Source organism: Paenibacillus sp. YIM B09110 (assembly GCF_037167145.1).
GTDB lineage: Bacteria > Bacillota > Bacilli > Paenibacillales > Paenibacillaceae > Pristimantibacillus.
Genome location: NZ_JBANSP010000005.1, coordinates 381509 through 403060 on the forward strand (window position 1 = coordinate 381509; position 21552 = coordinate 403060).

The 21552-nt window shown below is 54.6% G+C and carries 17 protein-coding genes; 8 read left to right on the forward strand and 9 right to left on the reverse strand.

Annotation, left to right across the window (positions count from 1 at the left end):
• Positions 1–26: 26 nt before the first annotated feature.
• Positions 27–2360 carry a glycoside hydrolase family 95 protein gene (locus V8F51_RS10575; RefSeq protein ID WP_337100169.1) on the reverse strand — a complete coding sequence of 778 codons (2334 nt, stop codon included), beginning with the start codon at positions 2358–2360 and terminating at the stop codon, positions 27–29.
• A gap of 157 nt (positions 2361–2517) precedes the next feature.
• On the opposite strand from V8F51_RS10575, the gene V8F51_RS10580 reads away from it, so the two are divergent.
• The gene (locus V8F51_RS10580; RefSeq protein ID WP_337100170.1) at positions 2518–3387 is read left to right on the forward strand and encodes an AraC family transcriptional regulator; all 870 of its coding nucleotides are present in this window, start codon (positions 2518–2520) and stop codon (positions 3385–3387) included.
• Between the two features lie 58 nt (positions 3388–3445).
• Here the strand turns inward: V8F51_RS10580 and V8F51_RS10585 are convergent, their stop codons facing one another.
• Positions 3446–3766, reverse strand: a complete 321-nt coding sequence (locus V8F51_RS10585) for a MazG-like protein (protein ID WP_337100171.1) — start codon at positions 3764–3766, stop codon at positions 3446–3448.
• A gap of 280 nt (positions 3767–4046) precedes the next feature.
• Positions 4047–5000 carry a DUF72 domain-containing protein gene (locus V8F51_RS10590; protein ID WP_337100172.1) on the reverse strand — a complete coding sequence of 318 codons (954 nt, stop codon included), beginning with the start codon at positions 4998–5000 and terminating at the stop codon, positions 4047–4049.
• Positions 5001–5236: 236 nt separating this feature from the next.
• On the opposite strand from V8F51_RS10590, the gene V8F51_RS10595 reads away from it, so the two are divergent.
• The 7 genes from V8F51_RS10595 to V8F51_RS10625 all read left to right on the forward strand — a co-directional run bounded on the left by V8F51_RS10595 (position 5237) and on the right by V8F51_RS10625 (position 12310).
• Positions 5237–5737, forward strand: coding sequence for a MarR family winged helix-turn-helix transcriptional regulator (locus V8F51_RS10595; protein WP_337100173.1), 501 nt, complete (start codon positions 5237–5239; stop codon positions 5735–5737).
• Positions 5724–6662: a formylglycine-generating enzyme family protein gene (locus tag V8F51_RS10600; RefSeq protein ID WP_337100174.1), complete on the forward strand. Its 939-nt coding sequence runs from the start codon at positions 5724–5726 to the stop codon at positions 6660–6662. Before V8F51_RS10595 ends, V8F51_RS10600 begins: the two co-directional genes overlap by 14 nt.
• Before the next feature lie 33 nt (positions 6663–6695).
• Entirely contained in the window at positions 6696–7736 is a 1041-nt protein-coding gene (locus tag V8F51_RS10605; protein WP_337100175.1) for an ABC transporter substrate-binding protein, read from the forward strand.
• 4 nt (positions 7737–7740) lie between these two features.
• Positions 7741–8529 (forward strand): ABC transporter ATP-binding protein, encoded by a 789-nt coding sequence (locus tag V8F51_RS10610; protein WP_337100176.1) that lies wholly within the window; start codon positions 7741–7743, stop codon positions 8527–8529.
• A gap of 27 nt (positions 8530–8556) precedes the next feature.
• Positions 8557–9342 (forward strand): ABC transporter permease, encoded by a 786-nt coding sequence (locus V8F51_RS10615; protein WP_337100177.1) that lies wholly within the window; start codon positions 8557–8559, stop codon positions 9340–9342.
• A gap of 49 nt (positions 9343–9391) precedes the next feature.
• Positions 9392–11662 carry an arylsulfatase gene (locus V8F51_RS10620; RefSeq protein ID WP_337100178.1) on the forward strand — a complete coding sequence of 757 codons (2271 nt, stop codon included), beginning with the start codon at positions 9392–9394 and terminating at the stop codon, positions 11660–11662.
• Between the two features lie 111 nt (positions 11663–11773).
• Positions 11774–12310: a superoxide dismutase family protein gene (locus V8F51_RS10625; protein WP_337100179.1), complete on the forward strand. Its 537-nt coding sequence runs from the start codon at positions 11774–11776 to the stop codon at positions 12308–12310.
• 78 nt (positions 12311–12388) lie between these two features.
• Here the strand turns inward: V8F51_RS10625 and V8F51_RS31555 are convergent, their stop codons facing one another.
• From V8F51_RS31555 to V8F51_RS10665, 6 genes are all read right to left on the reverse strand, one after another.
• Positions 12389–15562, reverse strand: a complete 3174-nt coding sequence (locus V8F51_RS31555) for a fibronectin type III domain-containing protein (RefSeq protein ID WP_442956415.1) — start codon at positions 15560–15562, stop codon at positions 12389–12391.
• Between the two features lie 232 nt (positions 15563–15794).
• On the reverse strand, positions 15795–18443 hold the full coding sequence (locus tag V8F51_RS10645; RefSeq protein WP_337100180.1) for an NPCBM/NEW2 domain-containing protein: 2649 nt from the start codon (positions 18441–18443) through the stop codon (positions 15795–15797).
• A gap of 199 nt (positions 18444–18642) precedes the next feature.
• The gene (locus tag V8F51_RS10650; RefSeq protein ID WP_337100181.1) at positions 18643–19383 is read right to left on the reverse strand and encodes a hypothetical protein; all 741 of its coding nucleotides are present in this window, start codon (positions 19381–19383) and stop codon (positions 18643–18645) included.
• Positions 19376–20092: a hypothetical protein gene (locus V8F51_RS10655; protein ID WP_337100182.1), complete on the reverse strand. Its 717-nt coding sequence runs from the start codon at positions 20090–20092 to the stop codon at positions 19376–19378. The genes V8F51_RS10650 and V8F51_RS10655 overlap by 8 nt, the downstream gene beginning before the upstream one ends.
• A 360-nt stretch (positions 20093–20452) precedes the next feature.
• Positions 20453–20932, reverse strand: coding sequence for an MEKHLA domain-containing protein (locus V8F51_RS10660; RefSeq protein WP_337100183.1), 480 nt, complete (start codon positions 20930–20932; stop codon positions 20453–20455).
• Positions 20925–21530, reverse strand: coding sequence for a thymidine kinase (locus V8F51_RS10665; protein ID WP_337100184.1), 606 nt, complete (start codon positions 21528–21530; stop codon positions 20925–20927). The genes V8F51_RS10660 and V8F51_RS10665 overlap by 8 nt, the downstream gene beginning before the upstream one ends.
• Positions 21531–21552 lie beyond the last annotated feature (22 nt).

The following is a 21552-nucleotide window of genomic DNA, read 5'->3' on the forward strand; positions in this document are numbered from 1 at the left end:
GCCCCCAGACTCAGCGCACCATCCATTCAGTCGATCTTTGCTGCTATATCCATAATGACTTCAAGTCCGCCATCCACTCTGCGGCTTATTCCAGCTTCAAGCGTCAGCTTAACGACTTGGCCGCCGTATCTTACGCTCAACTCGCATGCTTGGTTTGCCGTAAGGGTAGCCTCAGTGAGCCTGCCGTTCTCCCAAGCCGCATTCACCTCTATACCGCCCTTCGCGCGTAGACCGCGATAGGAGCCGCCAGCCCAATCTTGAGGAAGCGCCGGCAGCAGATGAACCTCTCCCGTATGGCTTTGCAGCAGCATATCGGCGATAGCTGCCGCGCCGCCGAAATTGCCGTCGATAACGAAGATGTTCGTCTCCGCCCCGGCCACGCCCGCCTTCGAGTACGAGAGTAGGTTGTCGAAGCACAGCTCGCCGATCAGATGGCGGACATGGCTCGCGGCGCGGTCGCCGTCATACAGACGCGAGAAGCCCGACGCGAACAAAGCCGCCGTGAACTCGATATCCTCCAGCTCTCCTTGCTGCATGCGCCCAATCAGCGTGTTGCGAGTAGCGGCGGCAAGCTCCGGCGTCTGCAGCGGATCGATCTGGTTGCCCGGGTACAAGCCGTACAAATGGGACAAATGGCGATGCTCCGGCTGCGCTTCCTCGTAGTCCTCCAGCCATTCCTGCAGCTGTCCCCGCTTGCCGATCATAAGCGGCGGCAACTGGCGGATTGCTTCCCTCAGTTGCGTGCGAAGCCCAGTATCGACTTGCAGGAGCTCTGCTGATTCCAGACAGAAGACGAACAGGTAATGCACCAGCATTTGATCCATTGTGCTGCCCATCGACAACTGCTGCGCTCCATTCTCCTGCGCGCCCGGGTAGAAGCTGTTCTCCGGCGAATTCGAAGGCCCGGTAACGAGCCAGCCATACTCGGGATGCACGGTCATATAGTCGAGGAAGAATAAAGCCGCCTGCTTCATGACCGGATAAGCCTGCCGAGCGAGAAACGTACGATCCTGTCCGTACTCGTAATGCTCCTTCATGTGCATCGCGATCCATAGACCGCCGGTTACGTTAAGCCCCCACGACGTTTCCCAACCTGGGGACGCGAAGCCCCATGCGTTCGAGAACACATGCGCGACCCAGCCCTCGGCGCCATAGAAGTCTTCAGCCGCTGCCCGTCCCGCCACCGACAGGCGTTCGATATAATTCATCAACGGAACATGGCATTCGGCCAGATTGCTTATTTCAGTCGGATAATAGTTCATCTGCGTATTCACGTCGAGATGATAGTCGCAGCTCCAAGCCATCCGGTTCGCCTCACCGTCGTTCCAAATACCTTGAAGATTAAGCGGCAGCCGCGAATCTTCGCGCGATCCCGCGATCGTCAAGTAACGTCCATATTGATGGTACAGCGCAATAAGCGCCTGATCGTCCGTCTGCCCGTTCCGCAGTCGGCGAACCCGCTCATCTGTAGGCAGCGCGGCAGCCTCTTTCGATCCGCCAAGCTCCAAGCTTACGCGGCCGTATAACGCCTGATAGTCGGCGATATGTCTTTCCTTCAGCTTGTCGAAGCCTAAATGTATCGCGGCATCGACCTTCTCCTCGCTCTCCTTGAGCCAGCCTTCATCGTCATCGCGTCCATAATCCGTTGCAACCGCAAAATAAATGACTGCCGCATCGGCTTCCTCCACCGTCAATTGCCCGTCTTCGCTGCGCAGCCTTCCGCCTTCGATGGCAACACTCACCAACCCTTGCGCCCATACGCCGCATGTTCCGTCGCTATGAATATTTTCCGTCGCCTGGGAGCGGAAGCCGATGCTCTCTCCGTCTTCGCCGCTCCACACCGCGAACGTATCCGACCGTCCCTGCAATCGCAAAGAAAAGGATACGCTTGCCTTCCGCTCACCCGTAACGCGAGCAGCTACGATGCCATCGGCATGGGAAGCGATATATTCGCGTTGTATTGACGCACCTTCCTGGTCTCGATAGGTTACTGAAGCAACAGCCGTATCCAGGTCCAACTCTCTTACCACGTCCTCACCCTCATGCCCATAAGTAATGAGGACGTCACACAGCGACAGGTTCGTTCCGAAGTTTCCTTTCTTCGGCTGCAGCGTCTCCTTGGCCAGCTTGTCTCCTTCGGCGTAATCGCCGCGAAAGAAAGCATCCCTCATTTGCGACAGCTTCTCTTTGGCGTCCGGCGTGCCGCCGAAACGCTCGCTTTTGCCCGACCAGAACGTGATCTCCGTCATATTCCACGTTTCGCTGCCAATTCCGCCGTGCAAAACAGCTCCCAATTGTCCATTGCCAAGCGGCAGCCCTTGCGACCACCCTGTTGCCGGTCCGTTGTATAGTAATTTCATAGCTCATATCCCCTCTTCCATTTGATTGATCGTCCTTTGCCATGAATCAGCCACTATCGCAAAATTCGCCATTATTGTACCATTGAGAAAGCGATTACGTATTTGACCGCACATCCTATAAGTTGACGAATAATCCGCTATCATGAGGAGACGTTTGATGAAAAAATTGAACGAATTGAAGCCTTTTCTCGGGGATTCCATGCGCTATCTGTATGACGGCAGCTGGAATGAGAAGCTGCGCGTATGCAGCGTCTATGCTTTTCATTTATTCGAGGACGGCCCTGGCGAGATGGAAGTGAACGGCAAGCTGTACCCGATCGAGCGGAAAACACTTGTTTTTTTGCGTCCCGGCGAGCCCCATGCCTTCCACGTAAAAGCAGGACAGCCGCTCTCTTCTTATAATTTGTATTGCGATATGTGGACAACGGATGGGGCGAGTCCCGTCTCGCTTAACCGGCATTTCATTCATGCCCCCGAGCCGTTCGTGTTCGAGACCGTCTCCACCGAGGAGGATTGCCCCGAGCTTGCCACGCTGCCAAGCCGCTTCTCGCTTCAGCCGTTCCCATGGCTGTACGATTCATTCGTCACGCTTGCCAAGCTATTCGAAGAGACGCGTTACTATCGCGCCGAACTGGCGAACAGCTTGCTGTACGCATGGATGCTGAGCTGGTATAACGCCGTTCATACCCGTCAGCCGAGCGATTACCGAATCGTCAAGCTGCTCGCCCATCTGGACGCGCATCCTGAAGAACGCTCATCCGTTGATGCATGGTCGGCCATGTGCGGGTTGAAGCGCTCGTATTTCCATTCACTGTTCCAGCGTGAGACAGGCTACTCGCCAAGCGCCTACCGGCATCGACTGCTCATGAAGAGGGCCGCTCATCTGCTCATCGAGACAAGCCTCTCCGTAACCGACATCGCGGACAAGCTCGGTTACACATCTATCCATCCGTTCACTCGTCAGTTCGGCTCTTTCCACGGCGCCAGCCCGCGCGCTTACAGACTTCAGTCCGGCCCGGATAGGTAGCCAAATAAAAAAGCGGCAGTGAGGACGAAATAAGTCCCGAGCTGCCGCTGATCTATTTTTACTTATTCGCTAACTGTTCTTCCGTTTTGGTTAAAAACTTTTCTAACATCGCTTCCGCATCCAAATTCATTCTTTCAGCCAAAACCATGAGCCACCACATACACTCTCCCAGCTTATGCTCAAGATCGGAATCGGTTTTCCCCTTTGCCGGCCAACGCCCCTGTTGAGACATGGTCAGACGACCGACCAATCCGGCATCCGTCAAGAACGCTAACGCGTCCTCTTCTACCGACCATTCCTTTTCATGGTGCTGCTTTTCTAATTCGTGATACAGCTTTCTTATCCGAATGGAACGTTCAACTGCGGTGCTCATTTCCATGATTCTCATCTCCTTCCGTTACGACTCTGACCTCAGTTTACGGACACAGATACCCTTATCTGTGTCCTAATCGCGGCTTGAGGCAAGCTGCGGACACCAGATGCCTTAATTACGTTAATAACGAGAAATTCGGCTTCTACAGCCTAATCTCAAGCCGTAAGAGTCTTCTGTGTCCGCAATCCGGCCCACTACGCGCACTTCCGCTCTATTAGGGTCTCCTCAGTCCTTAACCGCAGCGCAATGTTGGATAAGCTTGTCCAATGTTTCACGATTTGCCGGATTACGAATTATTTAGGTCGAACAAATCAAGCTGCTCCGCGGCTGGCTGCTCCCGCTCCTTCGGCTCGAGCGGATCGCCGCCGTCGGGACGGCGCTGGCCCAGCATCGCCATGAGCTGCTTGGCGTTATCGGCGGCATCCCCGCCGGAATTGTTGTTGAAGATAACGCTAACGTGACGGCTGCCCTTCTCCAAAAGAAGAAGTCGCTCCGCCCACTCCGAAAGCTCGGCCTCGTTATAGCAGTACAAATATCTTACGTCCCGCCAATTCGGCGCGCTGCTCTGCTTCCAGCCGGACGCGTTGCGCCCGTGCATCCGCACAATCGTCACTTCTTCATCCGTCGTCTCAAGGACGGTCGGCACCGAGCCCGGATGCACCTGCGGCTCATCGCACACGCTATGAATCCACTGCTCCTTCTGCATGAATTCAATCGTCTTCGCTCGCATCTCCGGCGTGAACCAGCTTTGATGGCGGAACTCGAGCGCGCATGGAATGCCCTCCATCCGACGCTTCGCCTCACGAAGCAGCTGTACGTTCTCGCGCGTGCAATCGAACCACGGCGGATACTGAAATAGCGCTGCCCTTAGCCGCCCAGCCTCAATCGCCGGCTCCAGCATATGACGGAACGCGCCGAACATGCCGTCCTGCAGCGCTCCGTTCTTGGCGACGGCTGCCGCCGCACCCGCTCCGCGCAGATGCCCCGTCATCCCCTGATACGCCTTCACCACGAAGCGAAGCGTCTCCGGCGTATCGGCCACCCACTTGGCGAACCGCTCCCTAGGCTGAATCGCGTAGAAAGTACTATCCACCTCGACTACCGAAAAATGCTTCGCATATACGCCCAGCTTCTCATTGACTCTCGTTCCGGACTTGTACAGCCGATCCTGATCGCCCCATCCGGCCAGTCCGATTTCAATCGGCATTCCCTTCACCTCAACCGTTTTTTCTTTTCCCATTACTATAAATGGAAATACGGACGCAATCAAATTTCTAATTCCCCACTTTACAGGTAGGAATTATTATGATATTTTATTTTTACATCAAAATAAATTTGGAAACAGGAACGCCTACTGGACCACCAATGGCTTCCGAACAGATATCGGTATGAGGCTTGGCTTGCGCACAAAGCGCTGCTTCCTATACCCGATGCGTTCGGAAGCCTTTTTTGTTGGGCTTTTCTGGAGGAGGGACAATGACCGCTAAGCTACCGTTGGACATAGAACTGGACGAGACATTCCGCAAAATGATCCGAAAATTCGTTGTCGAGCGCGATAAGGTACTCATCAACGGCGAAATATCGCCGCCGCAGCTTATCGTACTATCGAAGCTGTACACGGAAGGACCGCAGAAGGCCGGCGCGCTGTCTGAGGCGCTCGACTTCTCGCCCGGAGCGACGACCGCGCTTTGCGACAAGCTCGTTGACGGCGGATATGTCTTCCGCACTCGGCCCGACAGCGACCGACGCGTCATGATGCTGCAACTGACGGATCGCGGAATCGCCTTCATCGAACAGTTGCATGGCAGCAAATCGGATTCGAGAGGCCGTTTGTTCAAACATTTTTCAGAGGACGAGAAACTTCTGATGCTCGATTTTTGCGGGAGGGTCGTCGAACAACTGCACGGCTATTCCGACGTGCTGATGACCCATTTCAATGAAATCTACAAGGAGGCGGCCGTGCGTGAAGGAGATTAAGCAGCTCAGCCCATCCTGCTGCGGGGCCAAGCGGGACAACGCCGCTCCGCTGATTAAGAAGCTCTCCGCTTCCTCTGGCACGCCGACTGCCTCGCCCGCCATCATGCCCGAGCCATCGCAATCCATGATCTATCTCCCTGAGGGAAGCTTCCTAATGGGTACCGACAGCAAGGAGGGTTTTCCCGCCGACGCCGAAGGTCCTGTCCGCGAAGTAACGGTTAAACCGTTCTACATCGATGCAACGGCAGTAACTAACGAACAATTCGCGGCATTTACGGACGCGACAGGTTATATCACGGAAGCAGAGCAATACGGCTGGTCGTTCGTCTTCCATCTATTCGTATCGAAGACAACGGCAGCGAAGGTAGACGCGGCCGTGCCTGGAGCGACTTGGTGGTGGAAGGTCGACGGCGCCGATTGGCGCCATCCGGAGGGTCCCGATTCGGATATCGAATCGAGGCAAGACCATCCCGCCGTTCATCTTTCTTGGAATGACGCGACTGCCTATTGCGAATGGGCCGGCAAGCGTCTTCCCACCGAAGAAGAATGGGAATACGCCGCCCGCGGCGGACTCGAGCAGAAACGATACCCATGGGGCGACGAGCTTACCCCGGGCGGCGAACATCGCTGCAACATTTGGCAGGGGCAATTCCCGGTCAACAATACCGCCGAGGATGGGTATGCAACGACCGCGCCTGCCCGTTCCTACTTGCCGAACGGTTACGGTCTCTACAATATGTCGGGAAACGTCTGGGAATGGTGCTCGAATTGGTTCGATAATAGCAATCAGCAGAAGGCGGTTCGCGGCGGTTCCTATCTCTGCCACGAATCGTATTGCAACCGGTACAGGGTCGCGGCGAGAACGTCTAATACGCCTGACAGCTCGACTGGGCATATGGGCTTCCGCTGCGTGCGGGATGTCTAATTTTTATATAACAAATAAACGGAGTGATTGATGATGAAACCATTTAACCGATTCAAATGGAAACAAACGGCTGCAGCTATCCTACTGGCGTCCGTAACACTCGTCGCGGCAGCTTGCGGCAATAATGCCAATTCTGCAAGCGGTGGTGCCGCAGACGACAAACCAATCAAAGTGCGCTTCGCGCTTGACACGGCGGCAGGCGGCTCGCTGCAATTCCGGGTTGCCGAGGAGCAAGGCCTCTTCGACAAATACGGCATCGACGCGGAAATAGCCAACTTCGCTTACGGCATCGATACAATCAACGCCATGCTCGTAGAACGCTCGGACACGGGAACGGCCGCCGATTACGCTCTCCTCAACTCGCTCAGCAAAGGCGACTTCAAGGTCGTAAGCACGTTGACCCGCGAGACCGAGAATCAAGCTGCAGCTACCGTTCTAATCGCCAAGGGCGACGACATTAACGAGCCAAAGGACTTAGTCGGCAAGAAGCTCGGCGTGGCCAAAGGTACGGTATACGAGTACATTTGGTACAAATTCCTAGAAAAAGAAGGCATCAATCCCGATGATATCAAGTTCGTTCCGTACAGCACGCCGGACGAAGCGCTTATCGGGGTACAGAAAGGACAGATCGACGCCGTATGGGCGGCAAGCATCTTCATCGACAAGTTCCTTGCGCTCGACGGTGCTAAGAAGATCGGTGACTTGTCTTCCGCCGAAGCCAATATCTCATCCTACTTCGTTCTGCAGACGAAATTTATCGAGGAGCATCCGGAAGCGGTCGAAAACATTTTAAAAGCGGTATCCGAAGCTATTGGTTACGTTGAAGGCCACAAAGAAGAAACGGCCGAGCTCGCATTCAAGGAGCTGAAGCTGCCTAAGGAAGGCGTCTTGAAAGATTTGGAGCAGCTCACCTATACGATCGGATTTACGCAGGAGGATTTCGCCCATTTGGAGGAAATGAAGCAGTTCATCAAAGACAAAGGCATCCTGCAGCAGGATTTCGATCTAAAAACAAAGCTGTCTCTGGAGCCGCTTAAGCAAGCATTCCCTGACTCCGTTACCTACAAACCGTGAGAGGATGATCAACGTGCAGCCATTAAGACAGTCCGAACCGATTCATATCGAAAACCTGCGCAAATCGTTCCATGCTCCCGTCGCCAACAAGGAGCCGCATTATATTATCAAAGACATCAATCTGACGATCAAGGGCGGCGAGTTCTTCATTCTGCTCGGCCCGAGCGGCTGCGGCAAGTCGACGCTGCTTAATCTGATTGCCGGCTTTATCGGCAAGACGGAAGGGAAGATCGCGCTGGGCGGCAAGGAAATCCAGCGTCCGGGCAGCGAGCGGGCGATGGTGTTCCAGCAAGCCGACGCCTCGCTTTTCCCTTGGCTGACGGTACGCGAGAACGTCGAATTCGGCCTGAAAATGAAAAAGCTCAAGAAGGCTGAACGCCATGAAATCTCGAGCCGCTATATCGAGCTCGTCGGACTCGGAGGCCATGCCGACAAATTACCGAAGGAGCTGTCCGGCGGCATGAAGCAGCGCGTGCAGCTCGCAAGGGTGCTCGCGAATGATCCCGCGATCCTGCTCATGGATGAACCGTTCGGCGCTCTCGATGCGATGACGCGGCGCACGATGCAGAAGGAATTGATCCGCATCTGGAGGCAGACGAACAAGACGGTTATTTTCGTCACGCACGACATTCAGGAGGCGATTCTGCTCGGCCAGCGGGTCGGCGTCATGTCCGTCGGTCCTTCCTCGCAGATTACCGACCTGCACGACATTCCGCTTGAATACCCGAGAGATCTGTCCGACCCGAAGGTGCTGGAGCTGCTCGGCACGATACAAAATCATTTTGACGAATAACGTTCTTTCCCAAGGAGCTGCATGACGATGACAATATTCAAACAACTGCTGAAGCTGGGCATTCTGCCATGGCTCGGAGCGCTGCTTATTTGGCAGCTGGCGGCGATGGCCTCCAATCCTGATTTTTTACCTGGGCCGTATCGTACGCTGAAGGCGGCCGTCGAGCTTTCACAGGACGGCTCGCTGTTCACTTATATCGCCTACAGCTTCTACCGCGTGCTCGTTGGCTGGCTGCTCGGCAGTCTGATCGCGATTCCGATCGGCTTGCTGATGGGACGAATTCGAGGCATCCGCGCCGTTACCGAGCCGATCTTGAATTTCATCCGATTCATACCGCCGCTCGCGTTCATTACGCTGTTCATGCTTTGGTTCGGCATCGGCGAGCAGTCCAAAATCATTCTAATCATGTACGGCACGATATTTACCGTTATCCTTAACACCTTGACCGGGGTAATGGCAATTGAAGAGGATAAAATCCGCTCCGCCCGAAGCATGGGCGCATCGGAGACGCAGATTATGTTCCATGTCGTCATTCCGGCAACTATTCCATATATCTTCACGGGCGTCCGCCTTGCGATGAGCACTTCCTATATGGCTATTATCGGAGCCGAAATGGTTGCGGCGAACGAAGGCGTCGGCTTCCTGATCTGGAATTCGCGCCTGTACTTCAAGACCGACTGGATCTTCGTCGGCTTAATCATCCTTGGCCTGATGGGCTTCTTGACCGACCGTTTGCTCGGCTTGACCGGACGGAAACTTCTTGGCCGCTACGGCATCGTCAATACGGGCGGCTCCCGCGTTCGCCAATTCTAATCTATCCCGCACACCTTAGGCTCGTATTATCCTTTAGGAGGAATCCATCATGTCCAACTGGAAAAAAGAAAAATTTCAAGGCCGCATCAGCGCAGCCGTCGAAGACTCCGTCCCCCATTGGCCGCAGCCCGCGAAGCCGCAAGAGGGAGCTCCCAATATCGTCGTCATCTTGCTTGACGATCTTGGCTTCGCCCATCTAGGCTCATACGGCTCCGACATTGCCACGCCGCACATCGACGCGCTCGCTCATGGCGGCCTCCGATACAACAACTTCCATACGACAGCCGTCTGCTCCCCGACGAGAGCGGCGCTGCTGACCGGACGGAACCCGCACGCGACCGGCGTCTCCTTCGTATCCGGCTTCGACAGCGGCTTCCCGAACACGCGCGGCAAAGTAAGCAAAGAAACGGCGCTTCTGAGCGAAATATTAGTCGAAGAAGGCTACAATACGTTCGCCGTGGGCAAATGGCATCTCGTTCCGGCAGCCGAGCATTCCGCCGCCGGACCATTCGACAATTGGCCGCTCGGACGCGGCTTCGAGCGCTACTACGGTTTCCTGGAAGGCGCTACGAGCCAATGGAATCCGGATCTGGTCGAGGATAACCGTCCCGTCCAGCAGCCGAAGACCGTCGAAGAAGGTTATCATTTGACCGAGGATTTGACCGATCGCGCGATTCAGTACATCCGGGATCAGAAGTCGGCCGCTCCGGATAAACCGTTCTTCGCCTACGTCGCGTACGGTGCGACTCATGCCCCTCATCATGCGCCTAAGGCGTATGTCGACAAGTACAAAGGCAAATACGACAAGGGCTGGGACGTTGCCCGTACGGAATGGTTCGAGCGTCAGAAGTCTCTTGGCATTATTCCGCAGGATGCGGTATTGCCGCCGCGCAATCCAGGCGTGAAGGCATGGGCCGATCTAACGGCCGACGAACAGAAGCTGTTCGCGCGTCAACAAGAGGCGTTCGCCGGCTTCCTCGAGCATACGGATGAGCATATCGGCCGGCTTGTCGATTTCTTGAAGGAAATCGAGCAGCTCGACAATACGCTGCTCGTGCTGCTCTCCGACAACGGCGCATGCGCCATGGGCGGCGACGAAGGAACCGTTCATAGTTGGGCGGAAGGATTCGGACTAAAGGAATCGTTCGAGGAGAAGCTGCAGAGGATCGACGAGATCGGCACCCATCTCGCTAACAACCATTACCCGGCAGGCTGGGCGCAAGTAGGCAACACGCCGCTGAAATGGTACAAATCATTCGTCCATGCCGGCGGCGTGCAGGACCCGCTCATCATCCATTATCCGAACGTCATCAAGAAAGGCGGCACGGTTCGCAGCCAATTCCACTTCGTGACGGACATCGTGCCTACCGTGCTGGAACTGCTTGGCATCGAAGCGCCGGATACGTACAAAGGCGTAAGCCAGCAGCCGATTCACGGCACCAGTCTAGCTTACACGTTCGAGGATGCGGACGGCCCGTCGCGCAAGCCTGCCCAATATTTCGAAATGATCGGCAACCGCGGCATTTGGAAGGACGGCTGGAAGGCTGTCGCTATCCATAAGCCGAATACGCCATTTGCCCAAGATGAATGGGAGCTGTACCATGTCGCGGAGGATTTCACCGAATCGCGCAATTTAGCTGCCGAGCAGCCGGAAAGACTGCGCGAGCTTGTCGACCTATGGTGGGCGGAAGCCGGCCGCAACGGCGTGCTGCCGCTTGACGGCCGTTCGATTATCGCGAAGGTTAGAAGCATCGAGTCCGCACGTCCGGCTAAGCAAGATGTCGTATCGCGCACGTTCTATCCAACATCATTCGGATTGCCGTTCGCCAAGGCGCCGGATATTCGCAATAAGCCTTTCGAAATCAACGCCAGCCTGAATCGATCCAGCACCCGGGACGAGGGAGTAATCGTTGCCCAAGGCGGCCGCTTTGGAGGTTACTCGCTATATGTGCAGCATAATCGGCTAACGTTCTTCTACAATCATTCCTACGGTGTCCAGTATGTCGTTACTTCGGACTCGGAGCTGCCTGCCGGCGCCGTTACCGTGTCGTTCCGTTTCGCCAAGACCGGAGACAATGAAGGCGTGGCGACACTGTATGCGAACGGCGCCAAAATCGGCGAAGGCCATGTTGGCCATACGGGCTATCTCGGCTTCTCGAACGAGCAATTCCACGTCGGCGAGAACAACCCGACACCGGTCAGCCCGACCTATGCATCGCCGTTCCGCTTCAGCGGTAAGCTGAACAACGTCGTATATACGCTTGGCGGCTATTCCGCCGACCTGGAATCGCTTCTGGCCGTGGAGCTCGCTACTGAATAAGAATTAGTATGTCTCCGTGAATAGTTTCCATATTTATACACATACTAGAGATGCTCTGCTTATCCAAACGGCTGGCATATCATGATCCGTATGTGAAGGGGAACGATTACGATGAGAATTTTCGCGATTACGGCGGCACTGCTGCTCCTGCTTCAAACGCAAGCGTTCGGAGCCGCATCCGCACATGAAGGCAACGAGGCGCACGGCGCTTCGATAACGATCGTCAATGCCGACAATCAGGCGATCGGCAAAGCGACGCTGACTCAGAAAGACGATAAGGTGCTCATCCACCTTGAAGCGGAGAAGCTTTCGCCGGGCAAGCATGGCATCCACATTCACGCGGTCGGCAAATGCGAGGCTCCGGACTTCAAGACGGCGGGCGACCATTTCAACCCGACGCAAAAGCAGCATGGCTTCAATAATCCGAAGGGCTTCCACGGAGGCGACCTGCCGAATATCGAAGTCGGCGCTGACGGCAAAGTAACGGCGGATCTGGAGACGGCTGTCGTTACCCTCAAGCAGGGACAGCCGAATTCGATCATTAAGGCCGACGGCGCAGCGCTTGTCATCCATGAGAAAGCGGATGACTACGTAACCGATCCATCCGGCAATTCAGGTGCACGAATTGCTTGCGGCGTTGTGAAGTAATTGTAGGCTTACAGTAAAAAAAGCATCTCCCCTGCCATCACGGCTAGGAGGAGATGCTTTTTTGTATGCAGCTAAAGCTTATTGAATCGGAGCAAGATGCGCACCATCAATGACCGAGTACGTGGAGCTGACCGGCGTTTTCCAGCCTACCGCTACATGGTCGCCGCCGCTCTCTTCCTTATGCAGCACTTCTACATAGTAGCGTTGCCCTGCCGTTAGCGTAATCTGGCCGGATTGCTGGTTCGTGTAGGATGTAAAGCTCAGCTCGCCCACCCAATCCACGACTTCGCCGATCTGTACTTTGTTCCCCGCCGTATTGTCGGTGCTTAAGTAAAGCACGCTGTTGTTGTCGCCAGCGATCGAGAACTGGTATGTTCCCGTTACTGTCGGAACGATATAGCCTCGAATGCGCGTACCGTAATTGTCGCCCCAGTTCGAAGGCGCCTGGAAGCTCGTTAGCGAGGATGTGCCTGATGGCGTTGTCGATACCGGAATGCTGCCAATCGTCGGTCCCGTTATATTCGTCCAGTATTCGCGCGTAATCGATCCCGTCGGCGTTTGGCCGCCCGATGCGCTAGTCGTTGCGTTAACGGAACTGCTTGCAGCCGATACGTTGCCCGCCGCATCCTTCGCTTTTAACGTGAAGCTATAGGCTGTGCTTGCCGACAGGCCTGTTACCGTATAAGTCGTAGCTCCTGTCGTCGTACCCGCGAGCGAGGATCCATTGTAAATCTCGTAACCTGTCACACCTACATTGTCCGTCGATGCCGTCCACGAAAGGCTTACGCTCGATGCTGTTGTTGACGTCGATGTTAAACCTGTCGGCGCTGTAGGAGCTTGCGTATCGCCTGCAGGCGCATTCGTCGTTACGCTAAGCGCGGAGCTTGCCGCCGATACGTTGCCAGCCGCATCCTTCGCTTTCACCGTAAAGCTGTATGCCGTGCTAGGCGAGAGCCCTGTAGCCGCAAAGGTCGTAGCCCCGGTCGTTGTGCCGGCCAATGTCGTACCTCTATAAATCTCGTAGCCCGTTACGCCTACATTATCCGTGGATGCCGTCCACGATAAGTCTACGCTTGTCGAGGTCTTAGCCGGTGAAGTTAATCCGGTTGGAGCCGTCGGAGCTTGCGTATCTCCGCCACCGCCGCCGCTTGATGCCGTATTCACGAAGCAGGATTTATATTGCCCCGGCGCAGGATCACCGAACGTATTGTTGGAGCACATAACGCCGTTCGTGTATGTGCCGTAATTGAAGCTGCTGCCCGCTCCGTAGCGGACTTCCTTCGTGCCGGTGAAGCTGCACATATTGTTCTCGCCCGCGCACAGCTCCCAATTTGCAACCGGCGTTTGGTCTGTTGTAACGCTTAGCGCGCTGCTTGCTGATGACATATTGCCGGATGTATCCTTCGCCTTCACGGTGAAGCTGTATGCCGTGTTCGGAGTCAGACCCGTCACGGTATACGAAGTCGAGCTGCCGCCGATCGTCGTACCGGCAAGCCCGCCGTTCGCGTAAACCTCATAACCTGCGATGCCGACATTATCGCTAGAAGCGTTCCACGTAAGCGTTACGCTCGTGTTCGTCTTCGCAGGCGATGTCAGATTAGCAGGCGTGGATGGTGCCGTCGTATCCGGCGGTCCGGCTACAACTGTAATCGTCTGCTCCTTCACATGCGCTCTGCCGCCGTTATCCCATACGCCAAGAATAACTTGATACGTACCCGGCTTCTGATACGTGTACGTCGGACTGACCGTCGTAATCGGCAGACCTTCGCCCAGATCCCATAAATGCTCGACGATCGTACCATTGTCCGTGGACGTATTCGTGAACGTCACCGACTGACCGAGTTGAACCGTCATTGGCGCCGTGAAGTTCGCTACCGGCTTCGGATCACTGAATCCGCGGCTCGTAAGCTGCGTATTCGTTCCGTTGCCGCTGACCGTGTTGCCGCTCCACTCGAGATCCGCCGCCGAGGACGGATATTGATCGATGGAAGGGCCGCCGTTGCCCGTAATCGTATTGTTCACGAAGCTGAGGCGATCCGTTCCGCCTGCCGTCGTAATCTCGATCGCTTTTCGCCCATTGTTAATGATTTGGTTGCTGTCGAACGTAATGTTCTTCGTATTGCCGTGGATACGGACCGCATTCCCGTCATAGCCCTGATAGGCTGCCGAAGGATGACCGATCGGTCCGTTCTCCCAAACGTTTTTATAAAAATATTGGAACTGCTCCGTTTGTCCCGTTCCTTCGCCCTGCAGCTGCATCCCCCACATGACGATGTTTTTGACGGTGTTGTAGTTCCAGAGCTGATAGCCCGTGCCCGGCGATTGCTGCATGCCGACCTGCTGACCGCCGTCGACGAGGTTGTTGCTCGTTATGCCGTGGTCAACCATGACTTCCAGCCCCATGTTGCCTACCGTTCCGTCCGTTGCCTTCACGATATTGTTGCGTACCGCGACATACGCGGAACGTACCGCGCTGATCCAGTGATCGACGTTATTGTTCTCGATGATGGAGTTGTCTACGTTCGTATGAAGCTCGATGCCGAGACCTTCCATCTTTTTGCCTGTACCGGTAATGGTGTTGCCGCGGACGATCGCCCCCGGACTGTTGTCGTTTACGAAAATACCGCCGCGGCCTGTAAGATGAATAACGTTGTTCTCGATCAACGCATTGTCCGACCCCCAGCCGACGCGGACGCCGCCGCCCCAGTCGGAGTTGACGCCGATATTCGAGACGACATTGCCCGAAATGGTCAGATTATCGGTATTGACGCCGTATAGGGCGAACGGACCGAAGCCCGATGACGTGCCTATATCCTTCACTTTGAGATTCAACATTTTGTTGCCGCTGCCGTTATCCGAAATGACTACGGACTGCGGAACCGTGCTATTGTTCGCGTCCAGCGTCATGTTGGACACTTCCGCGCCTGTTAGATTGTACATGGAGAAGAAGGTTAGCGCCGAAGACGAATTAAATTTAACGATCGACGTATCGCGGTTCGCACCCGTTATTTTTACGCCAGACTTGCCGTTAACCGTACTCGTTAAGTAAAAGGTGCCTGCGGGAATAAGGACGGTATCGCCGCTGGATGCGGCGTCAACGGCGGCTTGTATGGCGGCGCTGTCGGATACCGTGTCATTGCCGGCGGCTCCATAAGAAGTGATATCGAGCGTTGCGGCGAATGCGGCCGGTACGGGCAAGATCGGAAGCAGCATAGACAATGCGCACAAAGCGCTGAATACGCGTGTCTTCATCCTCGGTCGCTTGCTTGATTTGGTCATTAGTAATCCCTCGCTTCAATTAAATTGGATTTGTTACAGAATGGTTTCTGTCTTTATCCCTGTCATGATGCGATTACCCCTTGGTAGATCTGCATGACATGTCCTTAAGCCTCACCTCCTTAACTTATATCCCGCCGATTATTCAACAAACGTCAGGCCACTCGATCAACGGGCGGCCCGTTCGCTTTAAGTATCTGATTCCTGCTTACTCCGCTTGAAATAGGATCCGGGCGTCGCCCCAATCCGCGTGATCCCAATCCGTTCCGTTGCCGCCGTTCGTGACGACGAGCTTCAACTGCTGCGCGCCGCTAATATCGACATCGATATCGATCGTCTCCGAATTCGCATCCATGACGCCGCTGTCGTAAGCAAGCACCCCGTCCAGCCATACCTCGAAGGAGACAGAGCCGTTGCCATACGTCTCATCATCGACACCTACGCTTGCTTGGAACTTCTCATACGCACCGCCTACCGTGTATACAATCTCAGAAGCGGCATGCGTTCCAAAACCTTTCGCATAGACAACGCCGTTCAACGTAATAGGCCGGCCATCCGAAGACTTATCGAGCTGGATGTTGCCCCAGCCTGCCGTACCGGAATCCCAAGCATAATCGCTCAGATAAACAGCCGATGTCGGCGCGTCCATCGTGGCCGATGCCGGTGCGCTCGAATCCGAGCGGTTGCCGGCCGCGTCCTTCGCCTTCACGGTGAAGCTGCTCGTCGTGCCCGGCAGCAACCCTTTAGCCGTAAAGGATGTAGCGGAGGCTCCCGACGTTGATCCGATCAGACTCCCGCCTCGGTAAATTTCGTAACCCGTTACGGCTTTGTTATCCGCAGCTGCCGACCATGTGAGGGCGGCACTTGTTGCGCTCGCTGCAGCAGCCGTCAGGTTCTCGGGCGCCGTAGGCGGTGACGAGTCAGGTGCCTCCGTCGTCACGGAAAGCGCCGAGCTTGCTCCCGATACATTACCCGCCGCATCTCTTGCACGTACGGTCACGTTATAAGTCGTTAATGGCGCTAGACCTGTCACCGTATACGATATTTCGCCAGGTGCCGTATAGCCTGCAAGCGCTCCGTTGACATACACGTCGTAGCGAACGACGCCTACATTATCAGATGCCGCTTGCCAGCTCAGCTCTGCCGTCTCATCGGTCTGCGACGGCGATGCCAGGCCTGTCGGCACAGCCGGTGCTTGGCGATCCGGCATTCCCGGCCTAACGAGCAAGCTCTTCTCCTTCAGGTGGGATCGCCCTTCGTTATCCCATACGACCAGCGTTACGCGGTAAATACCCGCTTTATCATACACATAGGTCGGCGAGACGGCTGTGCTTGGCAGACCGTCGCCGAAGTCCCATAGACGATGTGCGATCGTACCGTCGCTGTCGATCGAGCTGTCAGCGAACTTTACGGGTTCTCCTACGCGGATCAGAACAGGAGCAGAGAAGTCGGCCGCCGGTTTCTTATTTTGGAAGCCGCGCGACTGCGGCTGCACATTGCTGCCGTTGCGGAGCACGATATTGCCGGACCATTCCAGATGCCCGGCTGCAGCAGGATACGGATCCATCGTTATCCCTTTGTTCCCGGTAATGAGGTTATTCGTGAAGCTCAGCCGATCAACCCCGGCGGCACCCGTTATTTCAATCGCTTTGCGACCGTTACCCGCAATCAGATTGCTGTCGAACGATAAGTTCTGCGAGCTTCCGTGAATCCGGACGCCGCTGCCGTCATACCCCGGATAATTCGCTTTCGGATTGCCTGCTTGCGTATTAATGAAGCTGTTCTTATAGAAGTATTGGAACTGCTCCGTCTGTCCGGAGCCTTCTCCTTGGAGCTGCATGCCCCACATGATCATGTCCTTCACGATGTTATAGCCCCAATATTGATGCCCGGTTCCCGGCGATTGCTGAATCCCGACCTGCTGCCCGCCGTTCACGAGGTTATCGGTCGTAATCGCGTCGTCTGCCATAATCTCCAAGCCGATGTTGCCGACTCGGCCGTCCTTCGGCTGAACGATATTTCGCCGAACCGCGATCTTGCTGGAGCGAACCGCGCTGATCCAGAAGTCGACTTGGTTGTCTTCAATAATGGAATTGTCCACGTTTGTGTGCAATTCAATGGCGAGACCATGCTCCTTCAGCCCGGAACCCGTAATCTTATTGCTGCGAACGACGGCCCACGGGCTGTTGTCGTTCACGAGAATACCGCCGCGGCCCGTATCGGCAATGACGTTATCTTCAATCGTGGCATGCGAAGAGCCCCAGCCGGCACGAATGCCAGCCCCCCATATGGAAGCGATTCCAATATTAGTGATGTGATTGCCTGAAATCGTTACGTACGTCGAGTTATCAACGAACAGCGCATGCGGGCCGAATCCTTCGGTGGCGGTAAAGTCCTTCACCCGAAGGTTCTTCATGCTATTGTCGCTGCCGCCCGACACCGCGACGGCCGACATCGCGATTAAGCTGCTATTGCCGTCAAGCGTCATATCCGATACGGAAGCATTCGTTACATTTTGCAAATAGATCATGTATGTATCCGACTCTGAGGTGAACTTCACAATCGACTGATTCTGCTTCGCGCCTTTAATAGCAACCCCTGACTTGCCATACACCGTGCCAGACAAATAATACGTACCTTTAGGAATGAGAACCGTGTCTCCTGGCGATGCGGCATCGACGGCTGCTTGTATGGCTGCCTTGTCGTCCAACGTATCCTTGCCGTTCGCGCCGTACTCGGCGATGGACCTTACCGTTCCCGCAGAGCCTGGCGATGCTTGTACCCCCGGCAGCGGTCCTGCCGTCAACAGCAGCGACAGCGACAACAATAGGCCGACCCGCGCTCGTTTGGATTTCATCACTACTATCTCTCCCTTGCCAATAGAATAGGGCGGGAACGCAGTACCCTGCCCGGGTACTTTGCTTCCGCCCTTCTATCTTGCACTATCGGCATAACGCTTCGAAACTGTTCAATTCTCGATTTACTTTACTTGCAGGCTGTACATATGGCTAATAGCTGTATTATTTCCATTCCCGCTGTCGAGGCTTGTCGAGCAATCAACGGGGGTACTCCAGCTCCGCCTCATTCAGAATACGTACGAATTCCAAATTAATGGAGCCGTTGTTCCAGCCTCCGCTAACGTTATGGGCGAAAGGCGTCGCCTTCTCCCCCGATAAGGAGGGTATATATCCGATATAATACGAAGAAATCCGAGGGTTAACTTCGAACATGAACGGTCTCCGCAGCTTAGCGCTTTGCATACGCCCATCGGTCTCAAGCATAGCCGCCCATTCCTTTGGGATTTTCACGGCGCCATACGACCGTTCCGCAAGACTAGCTTTCCATTCCATCTGAATGCGCGGGTTATAGTAGTCCATTCCGTTCGTCCGTCCGCCGTTCCGATCCCGTATTAAATAAAAGGTCAGGTCTTGAATCGTCGATCCCGGACTCATGTTCCATACGATGTATTGGCTGGACGGATCGTTCTCCCGCAGCTCCCATATATGCGGATAAACATTAATCTGAATCGCGCTGATCTCCCACTTGAATCCGCCCCAAACCCAAAAGCTCATGCCATGCTCGCTTTGATCGGTTACGAAGGGAACGAAAGCATGTCGAGCGTCCAGCTTGACGATGTCTTGAATGCTCTTCACGCTAGCCTCTGGATAATGTTTGAGAATGGCTGCCGCAGCCTGCTCGACACTCGGCAGTTCCTTCGGTTTTACTCCAATCTGTAAAAACAAGACAACCCCGGCAATAACGGCCAGCAGCGTCGCCAGTACGATTTTCTTATTCATCGGCACGCCCCCCTAGCTCAATGAGCGGCTCCTCAGAGACGTAGTAATAATACTGATCTCCCCTGGAGACTAATAAAGCTTTGCCGTCAGACTGGATAAAAATTTCAGCATGAATGCCGCTTCCCCATCTCGGTTCCACGCCTATTAATGCGTATGGAAACCGCTCCCGTCCGCTGTCCCTGGATTCATAATACCAGTCCATGCTTAGATTCATTTCCTCCGGCCGCAAGGAACTAAGCTTCGACTGGAATAAGGACCGATCGAAGACAGCTTCCGGAGCTGACGGGTGGACGGATGCAATGCCAGCGGATTCCACATTCGCAATATAGGTAGCAACCTCGCGTTTCGGATAAACAACTTCATGACTATAATAAGAAGCCAAGTGCAACGCCATAAAAATATAATTTGCCAAAAAGCCAATCCAAGCTATCGCACGATACCGCTTCCAAGTCGTCTTTGCCGTAACGAGATAGACTACCCACACACCGAGCGGCAGGACCGCAAACTTCGCCGTCGTTCCCCCTATTGTCACCTGAATACTGAAAGCAATGATGCTTATGAAAAAAACGATCAAAGCCCTCCATAAACGTGGTTTCTCGATCGCTCGCCGATACTTTTGCCAGACTAGCGCCAATATGATTGACCATCCAAGCAATAATCCGATAACCGCTACAACGTTATCAAACCACTCCATTCGAAATAACAGCACTTGATCTCCCCTTCCTGGCAGTCGCTCACAACCCCTCTTTTTACTCTAACACGCCTGTTTTGGGAATGTAATCCTTTTTGTGCACGGGGGTCATCGGCTATGTTGGATATCTGCACTAACTTCCTTCAATAAAAGGAAGCATGGAGAGCTATGTTGGATTTCTGCATCAACTTTATCCGAATCTCGTGTTTCCATGGCTTAGTGGACCAAAGTTACTGCCAAAATCCAATGTAGCCTGTTTGAACGCCCAAAAACGATGAAAGTTGTTGCAGAAATCCAATATAGCCTACAGCCAAAAAAAAGGCCGTACCGTCGGCAACTTTCGTCACTCTCGGTACAGCCTATCTCCTCTTGCCCATCTTACTCGATGTAACTATAGTCCGTGAACGTAGCGGCTTGTCCTCTGTAGACGCCTGCTTCGTCAATCAGATTCCAGACGGTAGCTTGCTTCATATAGAAGCGCCGCCCCGAGCTGGAAATGCGCACACCGGTGTAATCATCAACATAACCGTTTGCCGTCACCAAAGTGAAGAATCGGTCGCGTTCCTCCCGCTCCAGCGGTTCCGCAGTCAAGCGCGAAGGTATGCTCGTCAGCTTGTCCCACTCCATTTCCCACAGCTTAAGCGCAAGCGCATTGCCGAAGTTTAATACAGGGTCGGCCTCTGTGCCATGCGACAAAATTACTCTTGGGGCTTGAAACAACAAGTCCGCTGCTGACGTCATACCGCTTAGCGACTCTCGGTCGACGAGTTCCCTGCCTGTCCAGCGCAAGTAGCTGTCCATTAGCAACAGCGCATGTGCCTCCGTTGCTCCAACGCCTGTCCGCAGCGAATCATTCATTGCTAGCGCCTCCGCGGAAAGCATTGTTATAGCAGCGTCTGCATACCGGCTTATAATCCTCGTTGCCGCCAACTTGAATCTGCTCACCCGCATTGACCGGCTGGCCGTCGCGGAAGCGAATGACCATCGTCGCCTTGCGGTCGCAATACCAGCAGATCGTCTTGATCTCCTCAATCTTGTCCGCTTGCACGAGCAAATAGTAGCTTCCCTCGAACAGCTGATTCTGAAAGTCGTTCTTCAGCCCGAAAGCCATGACGGGTATGTTCAGATCGTCTACAACCCTCGTCAGCTCCAATATATGATGTTTCTTCAGAAATTGAGCTTCGTCAATAAGAACGCAATAAATTTGCTTGTGCTGCGTGCCCGGATTCAGGAACGACTTCACGCTTTCGAACAGATCCGTTTCGTCGTGAACCGGTATCGCATCACGCTCGAAGCCTACGCGCGAACCAACTCGGTCTACCTCGCCTCTGGCACTGACTGACGGCGAGAATATAAGGACCGGCTTGCCCTGCTCTTCGTAGTTGTGGGCGACCTTAATAATCTCGAAAGACTTGCCGCTGTTCATCGTTCCGTATTTGTAATAAAGCTGTGCCACGCGTATCTCCTCCACTTAACGT

Bases quoted from the DNA above. Each gene is read 5' to 3' on its own strand.
- V8F51_RS10575 (WP_337100169.1), bottom strand. From the start codon at position 2,360: ATGAAATTACTATACAACGGACCGGCAACAGGGTGGTCGCAAGGGCTG.
- V8F51_RS10580 (WP_337100170.1), top strand. From the start codon at position 2,518: ATGAAAAAATTGAACGAATTGAAGCCTTTTCTCGGGGATTCCATGCGC.
- V8F51_RS10585 (WP_337100171.1), bottom strand. From the start codon at position 3,766: ATGGAAATGAGCACCGCAGTTGAACGTTCCATTCGGATAAGAAAGCTG.
- V8F51_RS10590 (WP_337100172.1), bottom strand. From the start codon at position 5,000: ATGGGAAAAGAAAAAACGGTTGAGGTGAAGGGAATGCCGATTGAAATC.
- V8F51_RS10595 (WP_337100173.1), top strand. From the start codon at position 5,237: ATGACCGCTAAGCTACCGTTGGACATAGAACTGGACGAGACATTCCGC.
- V8F51_RS10605 (WP_337100175.1), top strand. From the start codon at position 6,696: ATGAAACCATTTAACCGATTCAAATGGAAACAAACGGCTGCAGCTATC.
- V8F51_RS10610 (WP_337100176.1), top strand. From the start codon at position 7,741: ATGATCAACGTGCAGCCATTAAGACAGTCCGAACCGATTCATATCGAA.
- V8F51_RS10615 (WP_337100177.1), top strand. From the start codon at position 8,557: ATGACAATATTCAAACAACTGCTGAAGCTGGGCATTCTGCCATGGCTC.
- V8F51_RS10620 (WP_337100178.1), top strand. From the start codon at position 9,392: ATGTCCAACTGGAAAAAAGAAAAATTTCAAGGCCGCATCAGCGCAGCC.
- V8F51_RS10625 (WP_337100179.1), top strand. From the start codon at position 11,774: ATGAGAATTTTCGCGATTACGGCGGCACTGCTGCTCCTGCTTCAAACG.
- V8F51_RS31555 (WP_442956415.1), bottom strand. From the start codon at position 15,562: ATGAAGACACGCGTATTCAGCGCTTTGTGCGCATTGTCTATGCTGCTT.
- V8F51_RS10645 (WP_337100180.1), bottom strand. From the start codon at position 18,443: ATGAAATCCAAACGAGCGCGGGTCGGCCTATTGTTGTCGCTGTCGCTG.
- V8F51_RS10650 (WP_337100181.1), bottom strand. From the start codon at position 19,383: ATGAATAAGAAAATCGTACTGGCGACGCTGCTGGCCGTTATTGCCGGG.
- V8F51_RS10660 (WP_337100183.1), bottom strand. From the start codon at position 20,932: ATGAATGATTCGCTGCGGACAGGCGTTGGAGCAACGGAGGCACATGCG.